Source organism: Flavobacterium frigidarium DSM 17623 (genome assembly GCF_000425505.1).
In the GTDB taxonomy this organism is placed as follows: domain Bacteria; phylum Bacteroidota; class Bacteroidia; order Flavobacteriales; family Flavobacteriaceae; genus Flavobacterium; species Flavobacterium frigidarium.
Window position 1 is genome coordinate 281,160 of record NZ_KE384392.1, and the last position, 22,758, is coordinate 303,917.

The 22,758-nt window shown below is 33.4% G+C and carries 20 protein-coding genes and 2 pseudogenes; 19 read left to right on the top strand and 3 right to left on the bottom strand.

Annotated features, from left to right (window positions below):
• Positions 1-95: 95 nt before the first annotated feature.
• On the bottom strand, positions 96-929 hold the full coding sequence (locus H603_RS0114045; protein WP_026709210.1) for a universal stress protein: 834 nt from the start codon (positions 927-929) through the stop codon (positions 96-98).
• Positions 930-1,222: 293 nt separating this feature from the next.
• On the opposite strand from H603_RS0114045, the gene mnmE reads away from it, so the two are divergent.
• The gene (mnmE, locus tag H603_RS0114050; protein WP_026709211.1) at positions 1,223-2,623 is read left to right on the top strand and encodes a tRNA uridine-5-carboxymethylaminomethyl(34) synthesis GTPase MnmE; all 1,401 of its coding nucleotides are present in this window, start codon (positions 1,223-1,225) and stop codon (positions 2,621-2,623) included.
• A gap of 545 nt (positions 2,624-3,168) precedes the next feature.
• Here mnmE and H603_RS17810 read toward each other — a convergent pair.
• Positions 3,169-3,279: pseudogene (locus H603_RS17810) on the bottom strand (IS91 family transposase); the annotation flags it as partial.
• 151 nt (positions 3,280-3,430) lie between these two features.
• On the opposite strand from H603_RS17810, the gene H603_RS0114055 reads away from it, so the two are divergent.
• From H603_RS0114055 to H603_RS0114080, 4 genes are all read left to right on the top strand, one after another.
• The gene (locus H603_RS0114055; RefSeq protein WP_245576122.1) at positions 3,431-3,949 is read left to right on the top strand and encodes a hypothetical protein; all 519 of its coding nucleotides are present in this window, start codon (positions 3,431-3,433) and stop codon (positions 3,947-3,949) included.
• A 20-nt stretch (positions 3,950-3,969) separates the two neighbouring features.
• Entirely contained in the window at positions 3,970-4,290 is a 321-nt protein-coding gene (locus H603_RS0114060; RefSeq protein WP_026709213.1) for an HPF/RaiA family ribosome-associated protein, read from the top strand.
• 890 nt (positions 4,291-5,180) lie between these two features.
• Positions 5,181-6,497: an APC family permease gene (locus H603_RS0114070; RefSeq protein WP_026709215.1), complete on the top strand. Its 1,317-nt coding sequence runs from the start codon at positions 5,181-5,183 to the stop codon at positions 6,495-6,497.
• A gap of 1,144 nt (positions 6,498-7,641) precedes the next feature.
• A complete protein-coding gene (locus tag H603_RS0114080) occupies positions 7,642-9,894 on the top strand; it encodes an FUSC family protein (RefSeq protein WP_026709217.1) in 2,253 nt (750 codons plus the stop codon).
• A 354-nt stretch (positions 9,895-10,248) separates the two neighbouring features.
• On the opposite strand, the gene trhA is transcribed toward H603_RS0114080, so the two are convergent.
• Positions 10,249-10,896, bottom strand: a complete 648-nt coding sequence (gene trhA / locus H603_RS0114085; RefSeq protein WP_026709218.1) for a PAQR family membrane homeostasis protein TrhA — start codon at positions 10,894-10,896, stop codon at positions 10,249-10,251.
• A 623-nt stretch (positions 10,897-11,519) separates the two neighbouring features.
• Between trhA and H603_RS0114090 the strand changes: the two genes are divergently transcribed.
• From H603_RS0114090 to H603_RS0114160, 14 genes and pseudogenes are all read left to right on the top strand, one after another.
• Positions 11,520-11,735, top strand: a complete 216-nt coding sequence (locus H603_RS0114090; RefSeq protein WP_026709219.1) for an aldehyde dehydrogenase family protein — start codon at positions 11,520-11,522, stop codon at positions 11,733-11,735.
• A 498-nt stretch (positions 11,736-12,233) separates the two neighbouring features.
• Positions 12,234-12,464 (top strand): hypothetical protein, encoded by a 231-nt coding sequence (locus H603_RS17635; RefSeq protein WP_211223779.1) that lies wholly within the window; start codon positions 12,234-12,236, stop codon positions 12,462-12,464.
• 119 nt (positions 12,465-12,583) lie between these two features.
• A complete protein-coding gene (locus H603_RS0114100) occupies positions 12,584-13,336 on the top strand; it encodes a PRC-barrel domain-containing protein (protein ID WP_026709221.1) in 753 nt (250 codons plus the stop codon).
• 10 nt (positions 13,337-13,346) lie between these two features.
• Positions 13,347-13,568, top strand: a complete 222-nt coding sequence (locus H603_RS0114105; protein ID WP_026709222.1) for a hypothetical protein — start codon at positions 13,347-13,349, stop codon at positions 13,566-13,568.
• A 31-nt stretch (positions 13,569-13,599) separates the two neighbouring features.
• On the top strand, positions 13,600-14,268 hold the full coding sequence (locus tag H603_RS0114110) for an FAD-binding oxidoreductase (RefSeq protein ID WP_026709223.1): 669 nt from the start codon (positions 13,600-13,602) through the stop codon (positions 14,266-14,268).
• Between the two features lie 205 nt (positions 14,269-14,473).
• Complete coding sequence (locus H603_RS0114115; RefSeq protein ID WP_026709224.1) at positions 14,474-15,457, top strand: NADP-dependent oxidoreductase; 984 nt, start codon at positions 14,474-14,476, stop codon at positions 15,455-15,457.
• Between the two features lie 279 nt (positions 15,458-15,736).
• Complete coding sequence (locus tag H603_RS0114120) at positions 15,737-16,036, top strand: 4a-hydroxytetrahydrobiopterin dehydratase (protein WP_026709225.1); 300 nt, start codon at positions 15,737-15,739, stop codon at positions 16,034-16,036.
• 450 nt (positions 16,037-16,486) lie between these two features.
• The gene (locus H603_RS0114125; protein WP_245576123.1) at positions 16,487-16,987 is read left to right on the top strand and encodes a DUF4833 domain-containing protein; all 501 of its coding nucleotides are present in this window, start codon (positions 16,487-16,489) and stop codon (positions 16,985-16,987) included.
• Between the two features lie 64 nt (positions 16,988-17,051).
• Positions 17,052-17,198 (top strand): annotated as a pseudogene (locus tag H603_RS17385) (thiamine pyrophosphate-binding protein); the annotation flags it as partial.
• A 270-nt stretch (positions 17,199-17,468) separates the two neighbouring features.
• On the top strand, positions 17,469-18,968 hold the full coding sequence (locus H603_RS0114135; protein WP_026709227.1) for a trypsin-like peptidase domain-containing protein: 1,500 nt from the start codon (positions 17,469-17,471) through the stop codon (positions 18,966-18,968).
• Between the two features lie 370 nt (positions 18,969-19,338).
• Complete coding sequence (locus tag H603_RS0114140; protein WP_026709228.1) at positions 19,339-19,725, top strand: DUF302 domain-containing protein; 387 nt, start codon at positions 19,339-19,341, stop codon at positions 19,723-19,725.
• A gap of 374 nt (positions 19,726-20,099) precedes the next feature.
• A complete protein-coding gene (locus H603_RS0114150; RefSeq protein WP_026709229.1) occupies positions 20,100-21,098 on the top strand; it encodes a sterol desaturase family protein in 999 nt (332 codons plus the stop codon).
• A gap of 497 nt (positions 21,099-21,595) precedes the next feature.
• Positions 21,596-22,198, top strand: coding sequence for a hypothetical protein (locus H603_RS0114155; protein WP_026709230.1), 603 nt, complete (start codon positions 21,596-21,598; stop codon positions 22,196-22,198).
• Positions 22,199-22,220: 22 nt separating this feature from the next.
• On the top strand, positions 22,221-22,745 hold the full coding sequence (locus tag H603_RS0114160) for a PRC-barrel domain-containing protein (protein WP_026709231.1): 525 nt from the start codon (positions 22,221-22,223) through the stop codon (positions 22,743-22,745).
• The last annotated feature ends 13 nt before the right edge of the window (positions 22,746-22,758 follow it).

The following is a 22,758-nucleotide window of genomic DNA, read 5'->3' on the forward strand; positions in this document are numbered from 1 at the left end:
AGAAAAGCTGCTAGAAACAGTATTAATTAATAAATTGCAGTAAAGCAGTTAAAAACACTATAAAACAGAGTGTTATGTTTATTTTTTTTTTAAACTTAATCAATTGGAAAAGACAAAATTGGGATTTCAAAGTTCTTTGTCAACTTCTTAGTCAAACTTGGGTTAACTATTCCTTCAAAGAATCCTCTCTTGTAAGATAGCATTGTTAATATATCAATATCTTTATACAATATAAAATCTAAAATAGATTCTTCAACATCGTTGCTACTAACCACATGAAATACGATATTTTGACCATCAAATTCATTTTGCCACAAGGTAATTTCTGCAGCATCAACATCTGATTCATTAGTTTTAACATAAAGACATTGAACTGTGGCCTTGTAATAATTTGCTATTTGGATGACTTTTCTTAAAGCAAATTTGTCTTTATTTCTAAATCTAGTAGTAAATCCAATATTTTTCACTTTATTATACACTGCTCCTGATGGAACGCTAAGCAATGGAATTTTAATCTCGTCAAGAACATTTACTGTATTGGTACCAACAAAGTAAGAAGCCCAACCTGTAGCGCCCTCTGTACCCATAATTACAAAATCTATTTTATCTTCAGTTACTGATCGTTCTATTGCGTAAACTAGCGAACCTTTCATCAGTCGATGACTCAATTTTATGTTTTCTAAATTATACTTTGATGCGATTGCTTTCAGTTTCGGAATTTCCTCCTTGAATAAATCAAACTTTGATAATTCTAAAGATTCATAAATAATCATATAATTCTGAGGAAACATTTGGTTGTCAATAACAGGTAATTCAAAAGTATGTAGCAATAAGATTTCAGCATCAATAGCTTTAGCAAATTGTAAAGCATGAATAAAAGCGTTGTTGGCAGTGACAGAAAAGTCTGTTGGAAAAAGGATGCGTTTCATATGATTTGGCTTTGTATATTAATATCAGTTCAAATATACTTTTAAAGTTACGTCAATAAAATGATAATCATCAGCTCTTTATCATATTTTTAAGAGAATTTTGGGCGTGCCCGCAATCCTGTAAAAGGGCTATCTAGCAGGCGCTCATAACCCTTTTACCGGATTGCTGTCGGGCTATACGCACCGCGTTGGCGGTTTGCTACTATCCCTCACGCGAGTCTAGTGATAATCAAGTGAATTTCATTATTACTAGATGTTTTGTTTTAGTACCTTTGCAACCAATACAATAAAACATGCTAAACAACGACGCCATAGTAGCACTAGCGACTCCATCAGGAGCTGGAGCCATTGCAATAATTAGAATCTCAGGACAAGAAGCCATAACCATTGGAAACTCGGTTTTTAAATCTATAAAAAATAAGAATTTATTAACCCAAAAGACACACACCTTGCATCTAGGTCATATTGTCGACGGATCTAAAACGTTAGACGAGGTTTTGGTTTCTATTTTTAAAGGCCCAAATTCTTATACAGGAGAAAATACAATCGAGATTTCGTGTCACGGTTCTACTTATATTCAGCAACAAATCATTCAACTCTTGTTGCGAAATGGTTGTCGAATGGCTGATCCTGGAGAATTCACTTTGCGCGCTTTCTTAAACGGAAAACTAGACCTATCGCAAGCAGAAGCAGTTGCTGACCTGATTTCGTCAGATAATGAAGCTAGCCATCAAATCGCAATGCAGCAAATGCGAGGCGGTTTCTCTAATGAGATTGCCAAACTGCGTGAGGAATTATTGAATTTTGCTTCGTTGATCGAACTCGAATTAGACTTCGCTGAAGAAGACGTAGAATTTGCAGACAGAACGCAATTTCACGAACTCTTGAATAGAATTGAATTTGTACTGAAACGTTTGATCGACTCTTTTGCGGTTGGTAACGTAATCAAAAACGGTATACCTGTAGCAATCGTTGGCGAACCAAACGTAGGGAAATCAACTCTTTTAAACGCTTTATTAAACGAAGAACGCGCCATCGTATCTGAAATTGCCGGTACCACTCGTGATACAATTGAAGACGAATTAACAATTGGCGGAATTGGTTTCCGTTTTATTGATACAGCTGGTATTCGTGAAACACTAGACGTAGTAGAAAGTATCGGAATCAAGAAAACATTCGAAAAAATCGAACAAGCACAAGTTGTTATCTTTTTGTTTGATGGTTTAAAGTTTAAAGTTTCCGGCTTTGACTATATCACAGAAATCGAAAAAGTAAAAAACAAATATCCTTTAAAACCAATTTTAGTTGTAGTAAACAAAATTGACTTGTTAGCCGAAGATGAAATTGTAAGCATCAATAAACAACTTGAAACTTTAAACCTTAAACTTTTAAAAATCTCTGCCAAAGAGAAAATTGGCGTTGACGAACTTAAAAATCAACTACTCTCATTTGTAAACACGGGAGCACTTCGAAATAATGAAACTATCGTAACAAATACAAGACATTACGATTCATTACTTAAAGCTTTAGACGAAGTTTCAAAAGTGAAATTCGGACTCGAAACTAATCTTTCTAGCGACTTAATGGCTCTAGATATTCGCGAAGCTTTATACCATTTTGGGATGATTACTGGGCAGGTTACTAACGATGAATTGCTAGGTAATATCTTTGCAAATTTCTGTATCGGGAAATAGATTTCACAAAACATCATAAAATAAGACAGAGAATCCCAGTTAAAATGTCATAAAACGGCATTTTAACTGGGATTTTTCTTTCTGTTCATTTAGCTTTACTTGTAGATGGTTTGTTCCTTTTTGTACCACGAAAATAATTTCCCATATTGGCTTTTCTTTTGGCGAAATGATGACACACATAGACACAATGGGACACAAAATCAGTCACATTATGAGTTCTAACATTGAGGTTATCAGAATTTGTGAGCACTGCAAAAAACAGTTCACAGCCAGAACAACGCGCATACGGTATCGTTCGCACATTTGCCACAACCGTGGTTATAAATCACTGGTATACAAAGGAAAAGTAGAAAAAAGCATAATGTATCTAAACCAATATGTCATAAAGACCGCTCAAATCAGCCCTACCCCGTTTATGGTATATTATATGATTCCGAATTTATATTTAGTCCGTTTTTATATTGGCGGACATCAGTTTGTCCACTTGTCATTCTTGCAGGCAGATACTCCACGTTCAAGTAAAATGGAATACACCGATACGAGATCAAATCTTGGCTCAAGGTATGCAAAACGACAATCATACTGATTTGGAATTCTTTCTTTTTGCCAAAACTGCTTAAAGTAGCCCAAGCCGACTCAAAAAGAATACCATAAACCTTTAATTATATCATATTAAAAATAATTGTAGGCCGTTCTCCATCTAAAGTTTTGTACCTTTAAAATAATGGTAAAAAACCATTGTCTATTACAAGTAAAGAAAATATTCCACTGCTTACTTGAACGAGTATAATCATAAAAGAAGAAAAAATGAAAACTAAAATTCAGTTAGAACAAAGCATCATAAAGATTACTACTACAATTAAACAAGAATATCCAGAGCTATCAAAATTTATTATTGAAATGCCCGAGAACAATTCGGAGAGTGAGGAAGTAACCATCAAAAGCCTTGATGAGTACTATAATTCTTTAGAAGATCTTCTTAACAAATATGTAAGAACGCATAATGAAACGGAGAGTAAAGAAATTCCTAAAACACCTGAATACGCAGACTTACAAATCTATCCACCTTCAGAAGATATTTATCAAAAATTAAAGGAAGAAAAAGATTTGAATCCTGAAGATATTACAAAAAATAAAGCACCAAACGAAAAGGAAGGAACTTGGAACGAAAAGGACTTTAAACATGTTAAAACGGGTGTTGATTTAGATGTTCCAGGTTCAGAGCTAGACGACCAACAAGAAAATGTGGGAAGCGAAGACGAAGAAAACAATTATTACAGTCTCGGTGGAGACAACCATAATGATTTAGACGAAGACAAAATATAATATATAAAAAAAAAACAATAATGAAGATTCAATTCAACACAGACAAAACAATCTCTGGTGACGAAAATCAAGAAGACTATTTTACGTCTTTGATCGCCGAAAAGCTAAACCGATTCCAATCGCATATTACCCGAATAGAAGTGCATTTATCAGACGAAAATGGGAAAAAAGAAGGCCATAATGATATACAATGTATACTGGAAGCTAGAATAGAAGGCAAAGATCCAATAGCGGTTACTTGTGACGCAGATACTACCAAAAATGCTGTGGCAGGTGCCATAGAAAAAATAAAATCATCCCTAGAGACCATTCTTGGAAGGATGCAAAATCATGAAAGATAAAATTAGGTGAACACACATAGGAAATAGAGTACGCTATTGAAAAGAATTGGCACACTTTATAATAAGAGTTTTGCTAGGTAAAAACTGTAATTTATATAAAAAGAAAAAATGCACTATGAACATTTAAGAATCCTGGTGATAGGATTAGCATCAATTCTTTGAAATACAATTTAGCAATAGACAATGTTGCTAAACGTATCTTGCTTATTGATCATTATGTACTAGCAATTTTTATCGCTTATTGAAGCTTATCCCATCCTTGCTAAAAATGACAGCAAAGGATTTATCAAAGAGCTGTTTGTAAAGTATGAGAGTATCCTCACGATTTTGTATGAACACATAAAATCGCTTGTGAATCAGTTCCCTCATTTAGGTATGAGTAATTTTATAAAAAAACGGAAAAATGATCTTCTTTTTAAATTGGTAGTTAACAGAATAACAACTGAATGAATCACAACGATTACCACTACTATCCTATGCCACTTTTATAAGATGTAAAGGATTACTTCTATGGATTTTAATAATCCTATATGAATTTCTTGAAAAAAATAGGTAAAAAGAATACCACTACACTCTAAATAATCATTTTGTATCCCGTCATCATTCATCCAAAAAACTAGTGGCTGTGATGAACACACCTTCAAAAGATATCAAACTGTCTAAAAACCTAAATCAAGTCTCTAAGAGTTGCATATTTGATATTTTCTTTAGGATGGGTGTCCAAAAACAAAAAATAAATAAGCAGGTTTTTAGAAGAACTGAAGTCGGCAATAAGTGTAAAAAAAGGTACAAAGCAACAGATTAATGAAAAATTATACCGTGAGTATCAAATAAGAATAAAAAAAGGCATAGCGACCGTGTTAAAAAAATAGATTAAACAATTTTTAAAAATGAGTAATTCTACAAAAAAAATAAGTTTATGGTCGGCAGTTGGAATCGGCGTTGGAGCCATGATTGGTGCGGGAATATTTGCCCTTATGGGACAGGCTGGAGCAATTGCAGGAAAAGCGGTTTACATCTCATTCATTCTAGGAGGCCTTGTCGCTGCAATTAGCGGGTACTCCTTAGCGAAACTGGGAGCACGCTACCCCGCTGCTGGGGGTATTGTAGAATATGTGGTCAAGTCTTTTGGTGTAAACATTTTTACTGGTGCAATAAGTATTATGTTGTATTTAGCAACCCTAATTTCACTGGCATTATTGGCCAAGGCTTTTGGAAGTTATACTACAGCTTTATTAAATTTAAATGGGTCTTTGTTATACACTAACATCTTTGCTTTATCGATAATGACATTACTTGGAATAGTGCAATATTTCGGAATAAAAAAGATAGTTAAATTTCAGAATATAGCAATCATAATTACCATTATAATATTAGTTGGATTTGCCACTGCAGGTTTAATCAATATGAAACCGCAATTAATGGCACCAGCCTTATACCCTTCATCTAATAAAATACTCTTTAGTATCGCCATAACCTTCTTTTCATACGAAGGATTTAGAATAATTACACATACTGCGGAAGACATTGTTAATCCGAAAAAGAACTTGTCTAGAGCAATTTACATTTCAATTGCTATTACAATGGTGCTATATACTGCATTGGCAATTGCTGTATTTGGCAATCTGGAAGTGGACAAAGTAATTGAAGCAAAAGACTTTGCTTTGGCTGAAACTGCTAAACCTATTTTTGGAGTAATTGGGTTTACTATTATCTCAATTGCCGCATTGTTTGCGATATCATCATCTATTAACGCTGTACTATATGCTGCAACTAATATTTCGTATCAAATGGCAAAAGAGGGTCAGTTACCCGGATTCTTTGCAAAAGCAATTGGATCTACCAGAGAGGGTTTATTTGTAACTGTAATAGTGACAGCGTTATTGATAGTATTCCTGAATTTATTACAAATAGCTGCAGTAGGTTCTATTACAGTATTGTTTATTCATGCAGTAACCCATTTAGGCCATCTTAAAGTTATTCAGCAAACTAAAGCATCAAAATTTATGGTGATTACTGCTCTGCTGACGACACTAGGAGTAATTGTGCTGTTTTTAATATACTCTATTGAAGACTCATATACTATACTTTATTTGTTTTTGGGAATACTGGCACTGTCATTTTTAATTGAAATCGTTATCAGATCAATTACACATAGAAAAGTTAATAAAGGTAGCGAAGGATTTTTTCGTACTATTTTTAAATAACAACGCCTCCATAAATTTAAATAAGTCATAAATGAAATAAAATCCATTCGCTATGGAAATGTTGTTCGACCAATTGACAGGATTGAATGTTATCCAAATTGCTGTAATTCCACTGATTTTGCTTGTTAGATCGGAATGAATTCTCTCCATTGTTCAAAAAAAGGATATCACAATAGCTTAGACACCATATCCGCCACATTTATAGAACTTGTAAATGTTGGTATCACCGCTTTATTTAAAATAGGTATTTTTGGAGTCATATAATTTTTTTTCAATATCGTTTCATGAAGCATCCCAAGAGAATGGTGGGCCTATACTTTTTGTATTAGTGCTATAGATTTTTCTAAATACTAGTCCCATAGATTAATCCATGTTAATCGTTTTTGGTGGGCAACTCATGTTACACATCATAATTCAGAAAAATACAACTTGTCTGTCGCTTTTAGGTTGGGCTGGACACAACACATTAAATTCATTTTTTTATTTCAGTAGTTTTAACGGGATTTTACCATGTTCTTTTTTTATATGTGATCAAATCAAGGTACTCTATCAATTCTGGGTTCATACCAAATATATTAGAAAATTATCAGCTCCAATTGAATTTATTTTTGTTAAACCATCTCATCACAGCGTTCATCATTCAACAAATGATAAGTACTTAGATAAGAATTTTGAATCAACATTTATTATTTGAGACAGAATATTTGGGACTTTTCAAGCACAGGAAGAGCAAACAATTTATAGCATTACGATGTCAATCAATTCATTTAACCCGATTACTTTAAATTTTTGCGAATAGAAGGACATTGTTTTAGATGTAATAAAAAGTCGGTCATTAAAAGAAACTTATTCGATGTTATTTACTCGCCCCTCTAAATTAGAGACTGTTAAAGCTAAAGTCTATTTAAAGAAATCTGAACAAGCAAATAAGATGGGTATTACTTTTATAAAGATGAGTATTACTGAGCTATATTAGTATGTAGCGCTACTGAGGGAAATCAGCAGACACCTAAAAAGCTTTATACAACTATTTCATTTGATTCAATTCTTTTAAATGCACCTATCGAATAATAACTAAAAAAAACTTTACCAGACGTTCTTTTACCTCAATTATTCTATCTTTAGAATCAAAAAAGATAACTGCTTGAAGGAAAAACTCAAACAACTAGAATTATTTCTAAAAAGTTCCAGCTTTGATCGAGGAATTCGGATTGGATTTGGGATTGCTGTACCCCTTGCCCTACTGTACTTTTTAGGGTATTTTGAATATGCTACAGCTATTGTTGTCGGTACCTTTTTAAATGCGCCAGGCGACATTCTGGGAAGCAGCAAACGTAAGTTTAATGCCATTTTAGTCAGTATTGGATTAATGATGGTTATTACAGCTATAATCTTATTTTCAAAACCATTCCTACCTCTTTTATTGTTGGCAATTACAGTCATTACGTTTGTTGTGTCCCTGCTTTCGGTTTATGGTTTTAGAGCGTCTTTGGTATCCTTCTCCGGCTTGTTGACAATGGTTATAGCATTTGCTATTCAAAAAGAAACAGCGCATGATATTTTGCTTCAGGTTGCCTTAATGGGGGTTGGCGGACTTTGGTATTTGGTCGTATCCTTTGTTTTTCAAAAACTTGCGCCCGTTAAAGATCAGAATCAGCTATTGTCAGATACGCTTCTTCTTATTGGTGAATACCTAAAAATACGAGCCAAATTATTAACAAAAAAGACCAAGCGTGACGAACATCTTAAACAAACCTTCGCACTGCAACATCAAATCAACGAGAAGCAGGAAACACTGCGAGAAACACTGCTTACCACACGTAAACGTTCCGGACGTTCCCATTATGAAGAAGAGCAATTATTGATCTTAATATCCTCCATCAATATCTTCGAATTGATAGAAGCTAAACATTTGGATTACAAAATGATCGATACCGTTTTTGGTAAGCATAAAGAATTCCTAAATGCTTCAAAAAATCTGAGCAAAATCATGGGCAACCACCTCATACGTTTGTCTGAATTATTGGTTCAAAATGATAAAATACCAAATAAAGATATTCTATTAATTGCATTAGCAGAAGCCAACGAATCTATCAAAAATTACGTTGATACCGTCAAGTTACCTGAAGCGCGTGAAGGTGCTTTGGTATTGAAAAATCTATACGATTACCAAGAGCAACTCCTACAAGAAATCAGAGTTATCAGACGTGTAATGGCTAATGTCAAAGAGGCTTCCAAAGTATCCTTAAAAAAACAAGATTCGAGTCAGTTTTTAACGCTTCAGGAATACAGACTGAATGTCCTTGTTCAAAATTTCAGTTTAGATTCCACCATTTTTAGACATTCCTTGCGTCTTACCATTGCGATAGTATTTGCTTATCTATTAGGCCTTCTTTTTGACATCCAAAACACCTATTGGATTTTGCTGACCACCATTGTTATAATGCGACCTAGCTATGGCCTAACCAAAGAGCGATCGAAAGATCGTATCATCGGCACACTCATTGGTGCGGCTATCGCTGTTGGTATTGTGCTGCTTACTCAAAATGCAGTGGTTTATATGGCACTTGCATTTGTTTCATTAGTATTCGCATTTGCATTGATTCAGCAGAATTATAAGTTTGCCGCCGCATTGATCACCATCAGTATCATCTTTGTGTATTCCTTAATCAATCCTAATGCCTTTGAAGTGATTCAATATCGCGTGATCGACACTATCATTGGTGCCACGATTGCTGTCGTTGCTAATTATCTACTTGTGCCTAGTTGGGAAGTCAATAATTTAAAACAGGTACTTCTGAACGCTTTAAAAATGAATGAAAAATACCTTTTAGCAACACAAGAGCTGTATCAAGATCCCTCTAAACACAAATTCTCCTATAGTTTGGCGAGGAAAGAAGCCTTTCTTGCCATTAGTAATTTAAATACTGCTTTTCAGCGACTAACTCAAGACCCAAAATCGAAACAGAAAGAATTTGAACTCATTTATGAAATTGTGACGCTTAGCCAAACGATGGTTTCTGCCATCGCGTCCATTGGTAACTTTATCAGCAATCATCAAACCACACCTGCTTCTATAGAATTTAATATACTCATCAACAAGATTTCCAATACCTTACAAATGTCATTCGATAGTTTAGACGATACCCAAATAAAGAAAAAAGTCTATCATGAAACTGTTGAAGATGCAGAGGAGAAGTTGTTTGGTAAATATCAGCAATTATCAAATGTGCGAGATGAAAATATCAGACTAGGTAATACCGAATTAGATACCGAAACGCTTCATGGTCTTCAAGAAGCTTATTTGATAGCCAATCACATGACTTGGTTAAAATCCCTTTCAGAAAACCTACAAAAAGCCACAGAACGCTATCGCTTGACTATCGTAGAAACCTAGTAGTAATTTTATCAATGTTTAGGCGATATTCCCAACATGCTTATCATTATTACTTAAAGCACTTACTCACAAACTAAATTTAGTACTCGTCAATATCTTATTTTTTGTTGTTTTCAATATATCCAGCGTTCCTCCTATTTGAAGAATTGAATTACATAAAGATCAAATAAAACGTATTACTTATTAAGTAGTTATTTCTTATAACTGCCGCTTTCTGATATTTGGTTTATCCTATTCCGGAATTCGAACTTCCTTTTAATCGAATATCAATTGTTTTTTCTTTACCGTTAACCTATTCATTACCTCCTTTAATGTTGCGTCTTTTATTTTCTTATAACCCAATTCATTTTTTAATCAATTCGACACTACTGCCAATAAAATAGCTACGTAATGACAAACAGAAGCTGCGAGCACAAAAAAATGCCAGACAGCATGGTTGTAACGGTATTTCTTCCATAAGTAAAAAACTACACCCATAAGGTAAAGTGCGGCTCCAATTAGAATCATTGTGAGGATATTAGAGGGAATACTTTCAAAGAAAGTACGTCCGCCAACAATCATAAGAAAACCCATTGCTATGTAAATTAGTGTTGAAAAAACCTTCCATTTTCCTGTAAAAAAAATCTTGAAAATAATTCCCGCTACTGTAAGACCCCACAAAACCGATAGCAACGTTATACCAAAAGAATTAGGCATATACATAAGTAAAAACGGAGTGTACGTACCTGCTATCAAGAAGAAAATACTAATATGGTCAAGGATTTCAAGTGTGCGTTTTGCCTGAGCATGCTGGATTCCGTGGTAGAGTGTAGAAAAAGTAAAAAGTTGTAAAAAACAAAAGCCATATATAGCCGCACCAATAATGCCAGAAGTATTATCACTTTTAATGGCAAATGCTATTAGGATAGGAATACTTACAATACCAAAAATAATTCCAAAACCATGTACGATACTGTTTATGAGTTCTTGTCTGATTTGTATATTTGAATTCTTAGTTTGCATAAAATTGATTTGACAAGGGGTATTGTTCTATCCCTTTTTTGTAAAATTACTCAAATCTATTACTAACTAAGTTCGATTGTCTATATAATTTACTGTTTTATTACTATCCATTTTACTTCCAAGAGGTCCGCATCTTGAGCCATCTTTTAAGAAAACCTTGTGTATAGCAGGTCTATAGACCTATTCTTTTTTAGACAAGGAGTAGCAAGAAAATTAATAGAATACAATTTGACTCTATGTGCTACTATTTTTTTGCTATTGAAACTGGATTGGAAAATAAACCAGCAAATACCAAACTTTCGCATCAAGTCAAGAGAATCTCCACTCACAAACAGATTACTAGAAATGAGAAAAGCATACATCTTTTTCAAAAATAACCCTAGCTCGTAATAACTTTTACCACCCCCCAATTTTCTAGTTATGGGAATTATGTAACTATTCCTTGTAATTGTGTAATAGCATTAGTCGCTTAAGGTACTACCTTCACTAAAATCGCATTAAAGCCATACATGAAAAATGTAGCGTATCCATTTTGAGCAATCAAAGTGATGAATTCTTTTTGAAATGATTTCAAAACGGTTGCGGAATATTTCCGCAGACTATGTAATTAAATACGAGTCAATATGTCCATTCAAACAGTTAATCCAAACACAAACCAGGCAGTGATGTCATTTGAAGAAATGACAGAGAAAACAGTTGATACTAAAGTGGCGAAAGCACATCTAGCTTATCCCTATTGGAAAGAAACGAGCTATCAGCAAGGGGCTGATTTGCTAAATAAGGTAGCTAAATTCATGCGAATCCAGAAACCGGAGCTTGCGAAAACTTTCACCTTTTAAATGGGTAAACTCCTGCCTGAAGCAAAAGGAGAAATAAACTTAAGTGCTGATATCTTAGATTAATATGCTTTGTAAATAAAAAACTAATTCGTGTAAGTGGATTAAACGATCCATTTTAAAAAAAGCTACTATAGGGCAAATTAAAATCTGTTTTAGATGCACTACTAACTTCACAAAATCAGCATATTACCAATTAGGATAATCGTTGTATTTGCTAAGGGTGATAAAATATCATTTATCATACCCATCTACTGCTATCCGTTTAGAACGGTCCCAATGTATCAGACTTACTTACAAGTTGTAGTCAATAATAATACGACAGTAGCATTCAATTTAGTAACCTAATATTAAATATGCAAGTCCATTGCTGCTAAATAGGTAGAAACTACAATTTGAATAGCTTGTATATTTTTCTCTCTATCCTCAAAGAAAATAAATTAACCTCATGAAAATAGAACAATGTAAATAATTATTTAACAACTAATAAATCAAAACTATTTGAATTTACTTACTAAAGACATGATGCCAGAATTATTAAGTGTCAATGAAGGAACCTGCATATCACTATATATGCCCACGCACCCTACTCAGCCTGACAATCCTCAGGATCCGATACTAATTAAAAATGAAAAAGCAAACGGTGATGCACTATACCTATTAGGTAAAGATTTGGAAAAAAGATCAGGTGAGATAAGTTTGGCTCAAGATGCTACCACAACTAATCCTTAAGAAACAGACTATTAGGATTAGTTAAAGGCTTGGGTTTTTTATTGATAATTTGAATTAATGTTCGGATGAAACCTACTTAATTGTAGTAATGAACCAAATAATTAAAGATATAAAATAATATGAAACGAAGTATAAACAGTTTATTAGGCTACACCATTAAAGGAACTGATGGCGAAATTGGAAAAGTAGAAGAGTTCTATTTTGATGATCAAACCTCAACCATACGGTATATGGTGGTAAAAACGGGAGGATGGCCTTCCGAAAAAAAAGTTTTGATTTCGCCCGAAGCGTTTCAAAAATTGGATTGCGAATCAAAAACACTATCTGTAAATCTTACGCAGGAAAAAATAAAAAATAGTCCCGATATCGAAACAGACAAACCTGTTTCAGAACAACAGGAAGATTTAATTCGTGGATATTACTCTTGGCCCGGCTATTACGGAAGCGGAATGTATGGACACATGGGCTTAGGCATGTGGGGATATCCGCTGGTTGAATTAAGAGAAACAGAAAAAGAAATGATACAAAGGAAAAGGGAAAAGCATACTAATGACAAACCACATCTACGAAGCACACAAGAAGTTACAGGGTATGATATTCATGCAACGGACGGTGACATAGGCAAAGTCGAAGATTTTATAATGGATGACGTAAGCTGGAAAATCCATTTTCTTATTGTGGAAACCGGCAACTGGTTTTCGGGAAAAAAAGTGATTATCTCTCCACGTTGGATTAAAGATGTAAGATGGCAAGAGCAGACAGTTACTATTAATCACTCAAAGGAAGAAGTGAAAAACAGTCCCGAATATGATTCCTCGCAACCGATAAATGATTCCTATGAGCATTTGCTCAATGACTATTACGAAAATTAAAATAATAATTATGGAAATTTTACAAGAAGCAGAAGTATTTGAAAAAGCCAAAATGAGTAATATGTCTAATAGTGATAGAGTGACAGCTTCAAGAGAAGCTAAACGACTGGTATTAGCAATCAATGAAATTTATATGAAGACGAAAGAAGCAACCTTAATGGATGTAATGAAGCGTTTAACCATTAAGAAAAAAAGAATAGATATTCGATTGAAAGGAAGACCTAATTCTTGAGTATACTTTTAATCCCATATAAATAAAAGCCATGGAAAATCATATTGTAAAAATAATTGCAGTAGAACCAGTAACGCATGATGTAAAGCGATTTACAATTCAAAAGCCAGAAGGTTTCAAATTCATACCGGGACAGGCAACCGAAGTGTCCGTCAATACTCCTGCATTTAAAAATGAAAAGCGACCTTTTACATTTACAAGTTTAAATGATAATAAGCATCTGGAATTTACAATTAAAATTTATGATAGTCTCCACGGAGTTACAAAAGAATTAGGAAAATTAAAGCAGGGTGACGAAATTATCATCCGTGATGTTTGGGGCGCAATTGAATATAAAGGCGAAGGAGTATTCATTGCTGGTGGTGCAGGTATTACACCATTCATTGCAATTCTGCGGCAGTTACAAGTGGATGACAAAATTGCTAACAACAAACTAATTATTACCAATAAAACAGAAAAAGATATAATTCTGAAAAAAGAATTTAATGAAATGCTTGGCAAGAATTTTATCAACACGCTCACTAATGAAAAAAAAGAAGGGTACAAAAATGGTAGGATTGACTATGCTTTTCTAAAAGAAAAAATAGACAACTTCAAACAGCAATTCTATGTTTGTGGTCCACCACAATTTGTAACAGCTATTTCAGAAGCACTTACCTTATTAGGAGCCAAAACTGATACAGTAGTTTTTGAGAATTAATCTGTGAGATTTGTTAAAAAGGCTTTAACGATTGGCTTGTTCTTTTTTCGATAGAAAAGATAAAGATTAGATAAACAGTATTGATATTTAGGAAAAGGATGTGAATACCGGACCAAATAAAGATGTTAAGTAAGCGAACCGATAGTTTTTCAGAAAATTAAAAAGCTAGATAATAAAAGATAATTAACAATAAAATATAATTGATATGAAAGCACTACAAATAATAAAATACGGTGAAATTAAGGACAGTTTATCCATCAATGAGATCGAAAAACCTTCTTTAAAACCAAATGATATTTTAGTTGAAGTTAAAGCAGCTTCTTTAAATCCCATTGATTACAAAATGGTGGAAGGTCACCTGAAAGATATGATTTCTTTAAACTTTCCCAGTACAATAGGTTTTGACGTAAGTGGTGTAGTGGTTGAGAGAGGTGTGGCTGTAAATAATTTCGAAATAGGAGATGAAGTATATTCCAGAGTGCCACAAGAACAAATGGGTACAGTAGCAGAATTTGTAAGTATTAATAGTGACCTAGTTGCTAAAAAACCTAAAAATAGTTCTTTTGAAGAAGCAGCCGGATTACCACTAACTGGACTTACAGCAATACAAGCCTTGGAGAATGTTGGTATTAAAGAGAACGATAGAGTTCTTATTCATGCAGGTTCTGGTGGTGTAGGTAGCTTTGCAATTCAGTATGCCAAAGCTAAAGGAGCTATCGTATATACGACTACCAGCAGCAAAAATGTAGACTGGGTCAAAGCTTTGGGTGCTGACCGAGTAATTGATTATAAAACTGAAGATTATAAAAAGGTTGCAAACAATTTGGATATTGTTTTTGACACTTTAGGGAATGACTACACCTTTGATGCTTTTGAAATCATTAAAGAAGGTGGAAAAGTGACTACGATAGCAGGTCCACCTGACGAAGAAACAGCAAAGAAAATGGGAATGAAAGATTATAAATTGACCGAAAAATTAGCAACACTGATTGAGAAAAAATCTGCTATTTATAAACTAACCTGGATGCAGCCTGATGCTAAGCAGTTAAATACTATCAGCAGCATGGTTGAAGATGGGGATATTAAGCCTATCGTCGATTTGATTTATTCCTTCGAAAATGGAATCGATGCTTATTTATATCTAGCTACCGGCAGAGCCAAAGGCAAAGTAATTATAAGCATGTCTTAAACTATTTAATACGCTGGACCAGATTACTGTTTTTTTTATAAACAAAGAAAATAGCACTAACAAAAAAATATAGTAGTAGCTGTTGCAAACGGTACCACGGGAAGAATCACTATTATTTTATTAAAAGAATCTAAAAATTATAAGCTTACTGTTATTGTTAGAGAACGGCAAAAATAAACATGTCACTTAGTAGATATGAAAAAAGTCAGCAACACAAAAGATGAATTTGCGATTGAGTACAAGTAATAATAATAGTTTAAAATTAAAAACATGACAAAAATGACAAATTTAAGTAAACAAGAGATTCAGGATAGAATGAAAGAAATTGATGTTTTGTGGGTTGTAGAAGGCAAATTCATTCATAGAGAAATTATTTTTAAGAATTTTGTCGAAGCATTTTCTTTTATGACAGCCGTTGCAATTATAGCTGAAAAGAGTGATCATCATCCAAATTGGAAAAATGTTTATAACAAAGTTACTATTGATCTTAACACTCATGATGCTGATGGAATCACAATTAAGGATTTCCAATTGGCAAAAGGAATTGATCAAATAGTAAAAAACTACGCAAATATTTAATTTACAGTGCTCTATGGGATGTAATTTTCATAAGCGAGAGCTTGTAGTCTATTAGAATAACAAAAATGTAAAAAGGATCCTGCCCAAAAACGTATTTAACCAATTATTAGCGATTGTTTAAATCCTATAAATGATGATTTACAACGGGATAATAGATTACAATGAATTCATATTAGATACTAATAGTTTGACATGTATACTAGTGCTAGCTTGAGAATTAACGCTGTAACTCCCCTACTGGATGAAACCTAATAGTACCTGTAAGCTATCGTTTTTTTTTCAGGGTTAAGATCAAAAAAGAGCGCTAAAAAAAGAGATATTAATAGTTGATTTGTATAATAGTTTAAAAAAGTTAATTAGCGTAAAAATTCATTAATATCTTAAAATAGGCCACTATTTACAAGAAATAAAACAACAATTAACTTGAAAATTATTCTTTCTTTTTTCCTAATGTTTATCTGTCTTTTTTCAGGATATTCACAAAACGACTATCCAGAACCAGCCAAAACACCTACCCGATTATTCTATATTCAACATAGTGATAATCCTAATACGTACGTATATGATGCAAATATAAAAGCAGGAATTATTGATTCGTCACAACCCATTAACGCATACCGCATTGTCTATACTAAAAATGGTGTAAAAAAACCCTTGTCAAGATTACAAAAAAAATTAGCCTACGGAATAATTTTATTAGATTCAAAAACTAACTTATTTAAGTTAAGACTTGCTTCTAGAAAAAAAATATTTTTTTATCTCAATTATGACGAAAATGAAGGAGCTCGAGTTTATGTTACCGTAAATAAGCATAAGATGTATCTGGACAAGATGTTCATTCAACTTAAAAATGGAATTTTTGGCATCAGTTTAGGATTCGAATATGTTCTATTTTATGGCAAAGATTATAATTCCGGCAAACCCGTAATAGAAAAATATGAGCCAAAATAAATTCTTCTACGTGCTCTACTTATTACTGTAGAACTTATAATATAATACAAAAATTAGAAAAATAATGTCGAAAAACGTATCCGATTATTTAGTAGAAATGGTAGTAGAAGCAGGTGTAACACGCATTTACACAATTACTGGAGATAGTTTAAATCCTGTAAATAATGCTGTACGAAGGGATGGAAGATTACAATGTATTCATGTAAGACACTAAGAAACAAGCCCTAAATGAAATATAAATCGCTATTCAACATACTATTGTGAAAAAGGGGGTGGCTGTCTTAGCACTTCTAAGGTAAGTAGCTAGTTCTGGAATAGAAACAGTATAGCCACTTAATAAAAATTGCTATACATAACCAAGAATAATACCCAGTCAAGAACATTTTCTAGAATTGGAAAATAGCATCAACACACATGAAAAGGTGGTGGTGTTTATTTAAAAGTCATGGCGCTTTGCATTAACCAGATTAAAAATTACTTTATGAAAAAAATATTAAAAATTATAGTTCTATTTTCAATCGTTCAAATCTTTAGCATCAGTTGTTCAGATAAAAAACAATCATCTGATTTTGCTCCTGGCGATGGTATTGTGAATGCCTATTTAGCTGGCAATGAGGAAATGGATGATAAATCAGAAGGAATTGGAGATTTTGTGGCTGCATCAAAAGCGGTAATGCCCGCGGTGGTTCATATTAAGACTATCATAAAATCGGCAACAGCTAATAATAATTTGAGACAACCCAATGGCACCCAGTCCAGAAGCAATGTTCCTGTGATGGCTTCAGGTTCTGGTGTACTAATTTCTCAGGACGGCTATATTGCAACAAACAATCATGTGATTGAAAATGCTTCAGAAATTAATGTCATTTTACCTGATAAACGGGAATTTAAAGCTGAATTAATTGGTCGTGACCCGAATACCGATCTAGCGCTTTTAAGAATAAAAGCAGAAGGACTTCCGATAGTAAAGTTAGGAAATTCAGATAATGTACAAATTGGGGAATGGGTATTGGCTATAGGTTATCCTTTCTCGCTAAATACAACCGTCACTGCTGGAATTATTAGTGCTAAGGCAAGGAGTATTGGAATAATTAACCGCCAAGGGAGTACTAATTCTCAAGCTAATTCAGGTACAACTGCAAATACGGCAATCGAATCTTTTATTCAAACTGATGCTGCAATTAATCCCGGAAATAGTGGCGGTGCACTTGTAAACACTAAAGGGGAACTGATAGGTATTAATAGTGCGATTGCTTCCCAAACTGGAAGCTACGCTGGTTATGCATTTGCAATACCAGTAAACTTAGCCAAGAAAATTCTGGATGATTTAAAAAAGTATGGTTCTGTAAATCGAGGAATATTAGGAGTTGCATTTCCTTCGCCTTCAGATGAACAAAGGTATTTTAAGCAACAGGGGATTGCCCTTGGTACAGTAAATGGCGTCTATATAACTAATGTTATGAGCAAAAGCGCAGCAGCTGAAGCAGGTCTTAAAGAAGGCGATATTATACAAAGTATAGATGGAATACAACTTAGCTCATCGACAGAGTTTTCAGAAAGGATCGCTAGACATCGCCCTGATGATGTTATCAAACTTAGCTATTTACGTGACGGAAAAATTAGAAATGCATCTGCAACTTTAAAGAAGGAAGCACCAATAAAGGCGATAGCTAGCAGCAATGAATCATTGAGCCAAATCTATGCTAAGTTAGGTGTCAGTTTCGCACCGCTTACAGAGGGTCAGAAAGAATATTTCAATATTAATTCAGGAGTAGTAGTAACAAATGTTCGCGAAGGTGGTTTTTTTGACCATAATGGAATTCCTGTTGGAACCATTATTGCCTACATCAACGGTAAACCTATCAATAGTTCTAAAGATATAGATTTAGCCTTTTTATCAGCACAAAGAGGAATTATACAAGTCTTTGCAATTGCACCTGATGGATCCAAGGTGATCTTTAATCTTTCATTAGGTACATAATAATCAATAGGATAATTTTTAAAAATGTATAATTTCTAAAAATCTAATACGAAATCCAACAGTACTTTAATATCTAAAAGAATCCTATTTATTAACTGAGATACTAATTATTAAAAAATCAGATCATGATAAATTTACAATAACTAAGCTTGCTTTTTACGACAGTTTATTTTGGGGCATTCTGCCAAAATGGAAATAGAATGATAATGGAAACATTTAAATACTGACACCTTAATGATGTTTGCTATAGGTTCGATAATGATAAAAAAAAACCGATAAGGAGCAAACTTATAAAAATAGGAATGGGAACATAGTTGTAAAGCCTATGAATAACAGGAACGAATCGAATTATAATACTAAATAGAAAATTATGAAATACTACATCAGTAAAAAAATCAATACCAATTTTGAACAAGCCGTTCATCTTGTGACTGAATCTTTAAAAAAAGAAGGGTTTGGGATACTCACCGAAATTAACCTTCAGGAGAAACTGAAAGAAAAACTGGATGTCGATTTCAGGAAATACAAAATACTTGGTGCCTGCAATCCAGCTTATGCCTACAAGGCAATACAGCAGGAAGATAAAATTGGAACCATGCTTCCTTGTAGCGTTATCGTTCAGGAATTGGGAAACAATGAAATTGAAGTTGCGGCTGTCGATCCGGTTGCTTCAATGATGGCTATCGAAAATCAGGATTTAGTCGGGATAGCAACTGAAATAAAAGAAAAACTCGAACGGGCTATTGCCTCTTTGTAACAAGAATTTTGAAGATTTAATTTATTAATTTAAAGACTAATATTATGATGGATGGGATGAATAATGGGATGAATAACGGTTGGGGAATGGGATATGGCTATGGGTGGATTATCGGCCTTGTTGTTCTAGTGTTTATTATTTGGGTAGTTGTTAAGCTAGTTAATAAAAAATAATACATCCATTTAGTTATTTTTTTTTGGGAAAAAGCTGAAGAAAGATTTTTTTATCTTTTTAAGCATAGCATAATTGAAAATAACTCCACTTAAATTTTGCAATATAAAATCGCCACGATTCTAAGGTCTAAGTACAAATGAAGAATGGCGATACTTCCTGATAACTGTCGGGATTCTTTAAAAAACAAATATTATATCCATATGAGAGAAAATCCTATTACTGTAGAAATGCTATTAGATCAAATAATAGGTTTGAACTTTATCCAAATTGCAGCCATTCCGCTGATTTTACTTGTTGTATTAGAGTGGGTTTTTACAATAATTCAAAAAAAAGATTACTATAATAGCTTAGATACCCTATCTGCCACTTTTATAGGTCTTGTAAATGTTGGTCTATCCGCTTTATTAAAAATAGGGATTTTCGGGGTTATATTGTTTTTTTACAATATTATCCCTTGGAGTATCCCAACCCATTGGTGGACCTATGTCCTTTGCATTATTGCATTAGATTTTTTTAGATACTGGTCCCATAGATTAACCCACGTAAATCGCTTTTGGTGGGCCACTCATGTTACCCATCACAATTCAGAAAAATACAATTTGTCTGTGGCTTTTAGATTGGGCTGGACACAACACATTAAATTCATTTTCTTTATTCCTGTAATTTTAATGGGGTTTAACCCTGTGGTTTTTTTTATCTGCCACCAAGTCGAAGTGCTTTATCAATTCTGGGTTCATACCGAATATATTAGAAAATTACCGGCTCCAATTGAATACATTTTTGTTACTCCATCACATCACAGAGTGCATCATTCCAGTAATAAAAAATACTTAGATAAGAACTTTGGGTCAACATTTATTATTTGGGACAGATTATTTGGCACCTTTCAAGAAGAAAAAGAACAAACTCTTTACGGAATTACAACACCTCTAAATACCTATAATCCAATTACTTTAAACTTTCATGAATGGAAAGATATTTTTTTGGATGTATACAAAAGTAGGTCATTAAAAGAAGGCTATGCCATGCTATTTACAAGCCCATCAAAGTTAGACGCTGTTAAGGCTGAATTTAAATCTTTTTATCTGCTGGAACAGGAACAATTAAATATGGTCGATGCTAAGTTTATAAAAAAGAATGCCCCAAAAAAGAGCCAAGAAGAAGGGTTAGTACTCAGCAATCAAATTTTTAAATCCTAAAATACGATTACCAGCAGTGTAGTCAGGTTAGCGCTACTCCTAACCTAATTATAAATTATTGCATATATGGAATGATATAAAAGTTAAAATAATTAAGAGATACAAAAGGTTTGGGAACTACACAAGAGCGATAGAAAGCTACCCTTTATTAAAAATTTAAATAGATAAAATGTGTTAATCTTGTAACTCTTCTAAGAATTAGATAACAGCTGTAAGTTTTTATGTATGTAACTTTGTTGTAGTTTATTAGCAATTAGCATTTAAAGTATTAATAATAATAAATTTACCTTACATGATAGCGGTAATTTCATTTATTGGCTTTCAAATTATGGGAATCATCCATTCATTGCTTCTTATCACCTTTATCGCAATAGTCATTTAAGTCCTTCAAAAAAATAGAATACTATTATTACTATAATTACTTTATCATCTTTTATAACAGTTGAAAAAGAAAAAGTTACCGCAAACATATTTTAACACTTAAAAACAAAATTATTATGGCAGAAATTAAGATTGAACAGAAAAAACCTATATGGCCGTGGTTGTTAGTTGGGCTTGTCATCGTTGGATTGCTTGTCTATTTTTTGGTATTTCGTGACAATAGCGAAAATACAGAGGCAGTAGCTGAACCAGATTCCATCACTAATACTAGCGAATCAGACCTTCTAGGTATTAAAGAAAATAACAACACTGTAGCGGCTTACGTCAGTTTTGTAGAAAATAACAAAGAAAAAATGAGTTTGGATCATGAATATACAAATGAAGCCCTAGTAAAACTAATTGACGCTACTGATGCTATGGCCAATCAGGTTGGGTATGACGTACAAGCAGATTTACAAAAGGCAAGGGATTTTGCAAAAATGATTACTAAAGATTCTTTTGAAACAACACATGCAGATAATGTAAGAAAGGCAGATGACATGGTAACCAATGTTTTACAAAATATTCAAGAGGCTAAATATCCAGAATTGACCAATGAAGTTACAGCATTAAAAAGTGCTTCGGAATCAATAAAACCGGGAGTGCTAACTCTTGACCAAAAAGACGCCGTTAAGAACTACTTTGCAAAAGCTGCAGACCTTCTTCAAAAAATGAATTAGATAATCTTAAAAAAATAAAACCATGACAGATACAAACAAAAATCTTTTTAATCTAGATGAATTATCAGATTATAAAGTAGCTGAAAATTATAATGATGTAAGGGGTTGGAATGTAAAAGATGCAAATAACCGCATCATTGGGAAGGTGGATCATTTACTGGTAAATAAAACTGCAGAACGAGTAGTTTACCTTGATGTTGAAGTAGATAAAACTGTGATTGAGGAAGGGCACGAAACGTATGATAAGCGTGTAAGTGCCGGTTTGCATGAATTTTTAAACAAGGAAGGGGAAAATCATTTGATTATTCCAATTGGAATTGTAAATATCGATGAGAAGAATAAATTCGTAAATACCAATGAAATTGATAGTTCGACTTTTGCTAAAGCTAAGCGATTCAAAAAGGGAGCTATTGTAGATTTTGAATATGAATTAAATTTACTTCGTCATTACAAGGGAGATAACACGATTCACCATTCGAATAGTGTTGATGGATTTTATGATCGCGAAGAGTTCAATAATACTTTTCCTCAAAGAGATTTGGAGTAAAATTCTATGTAAA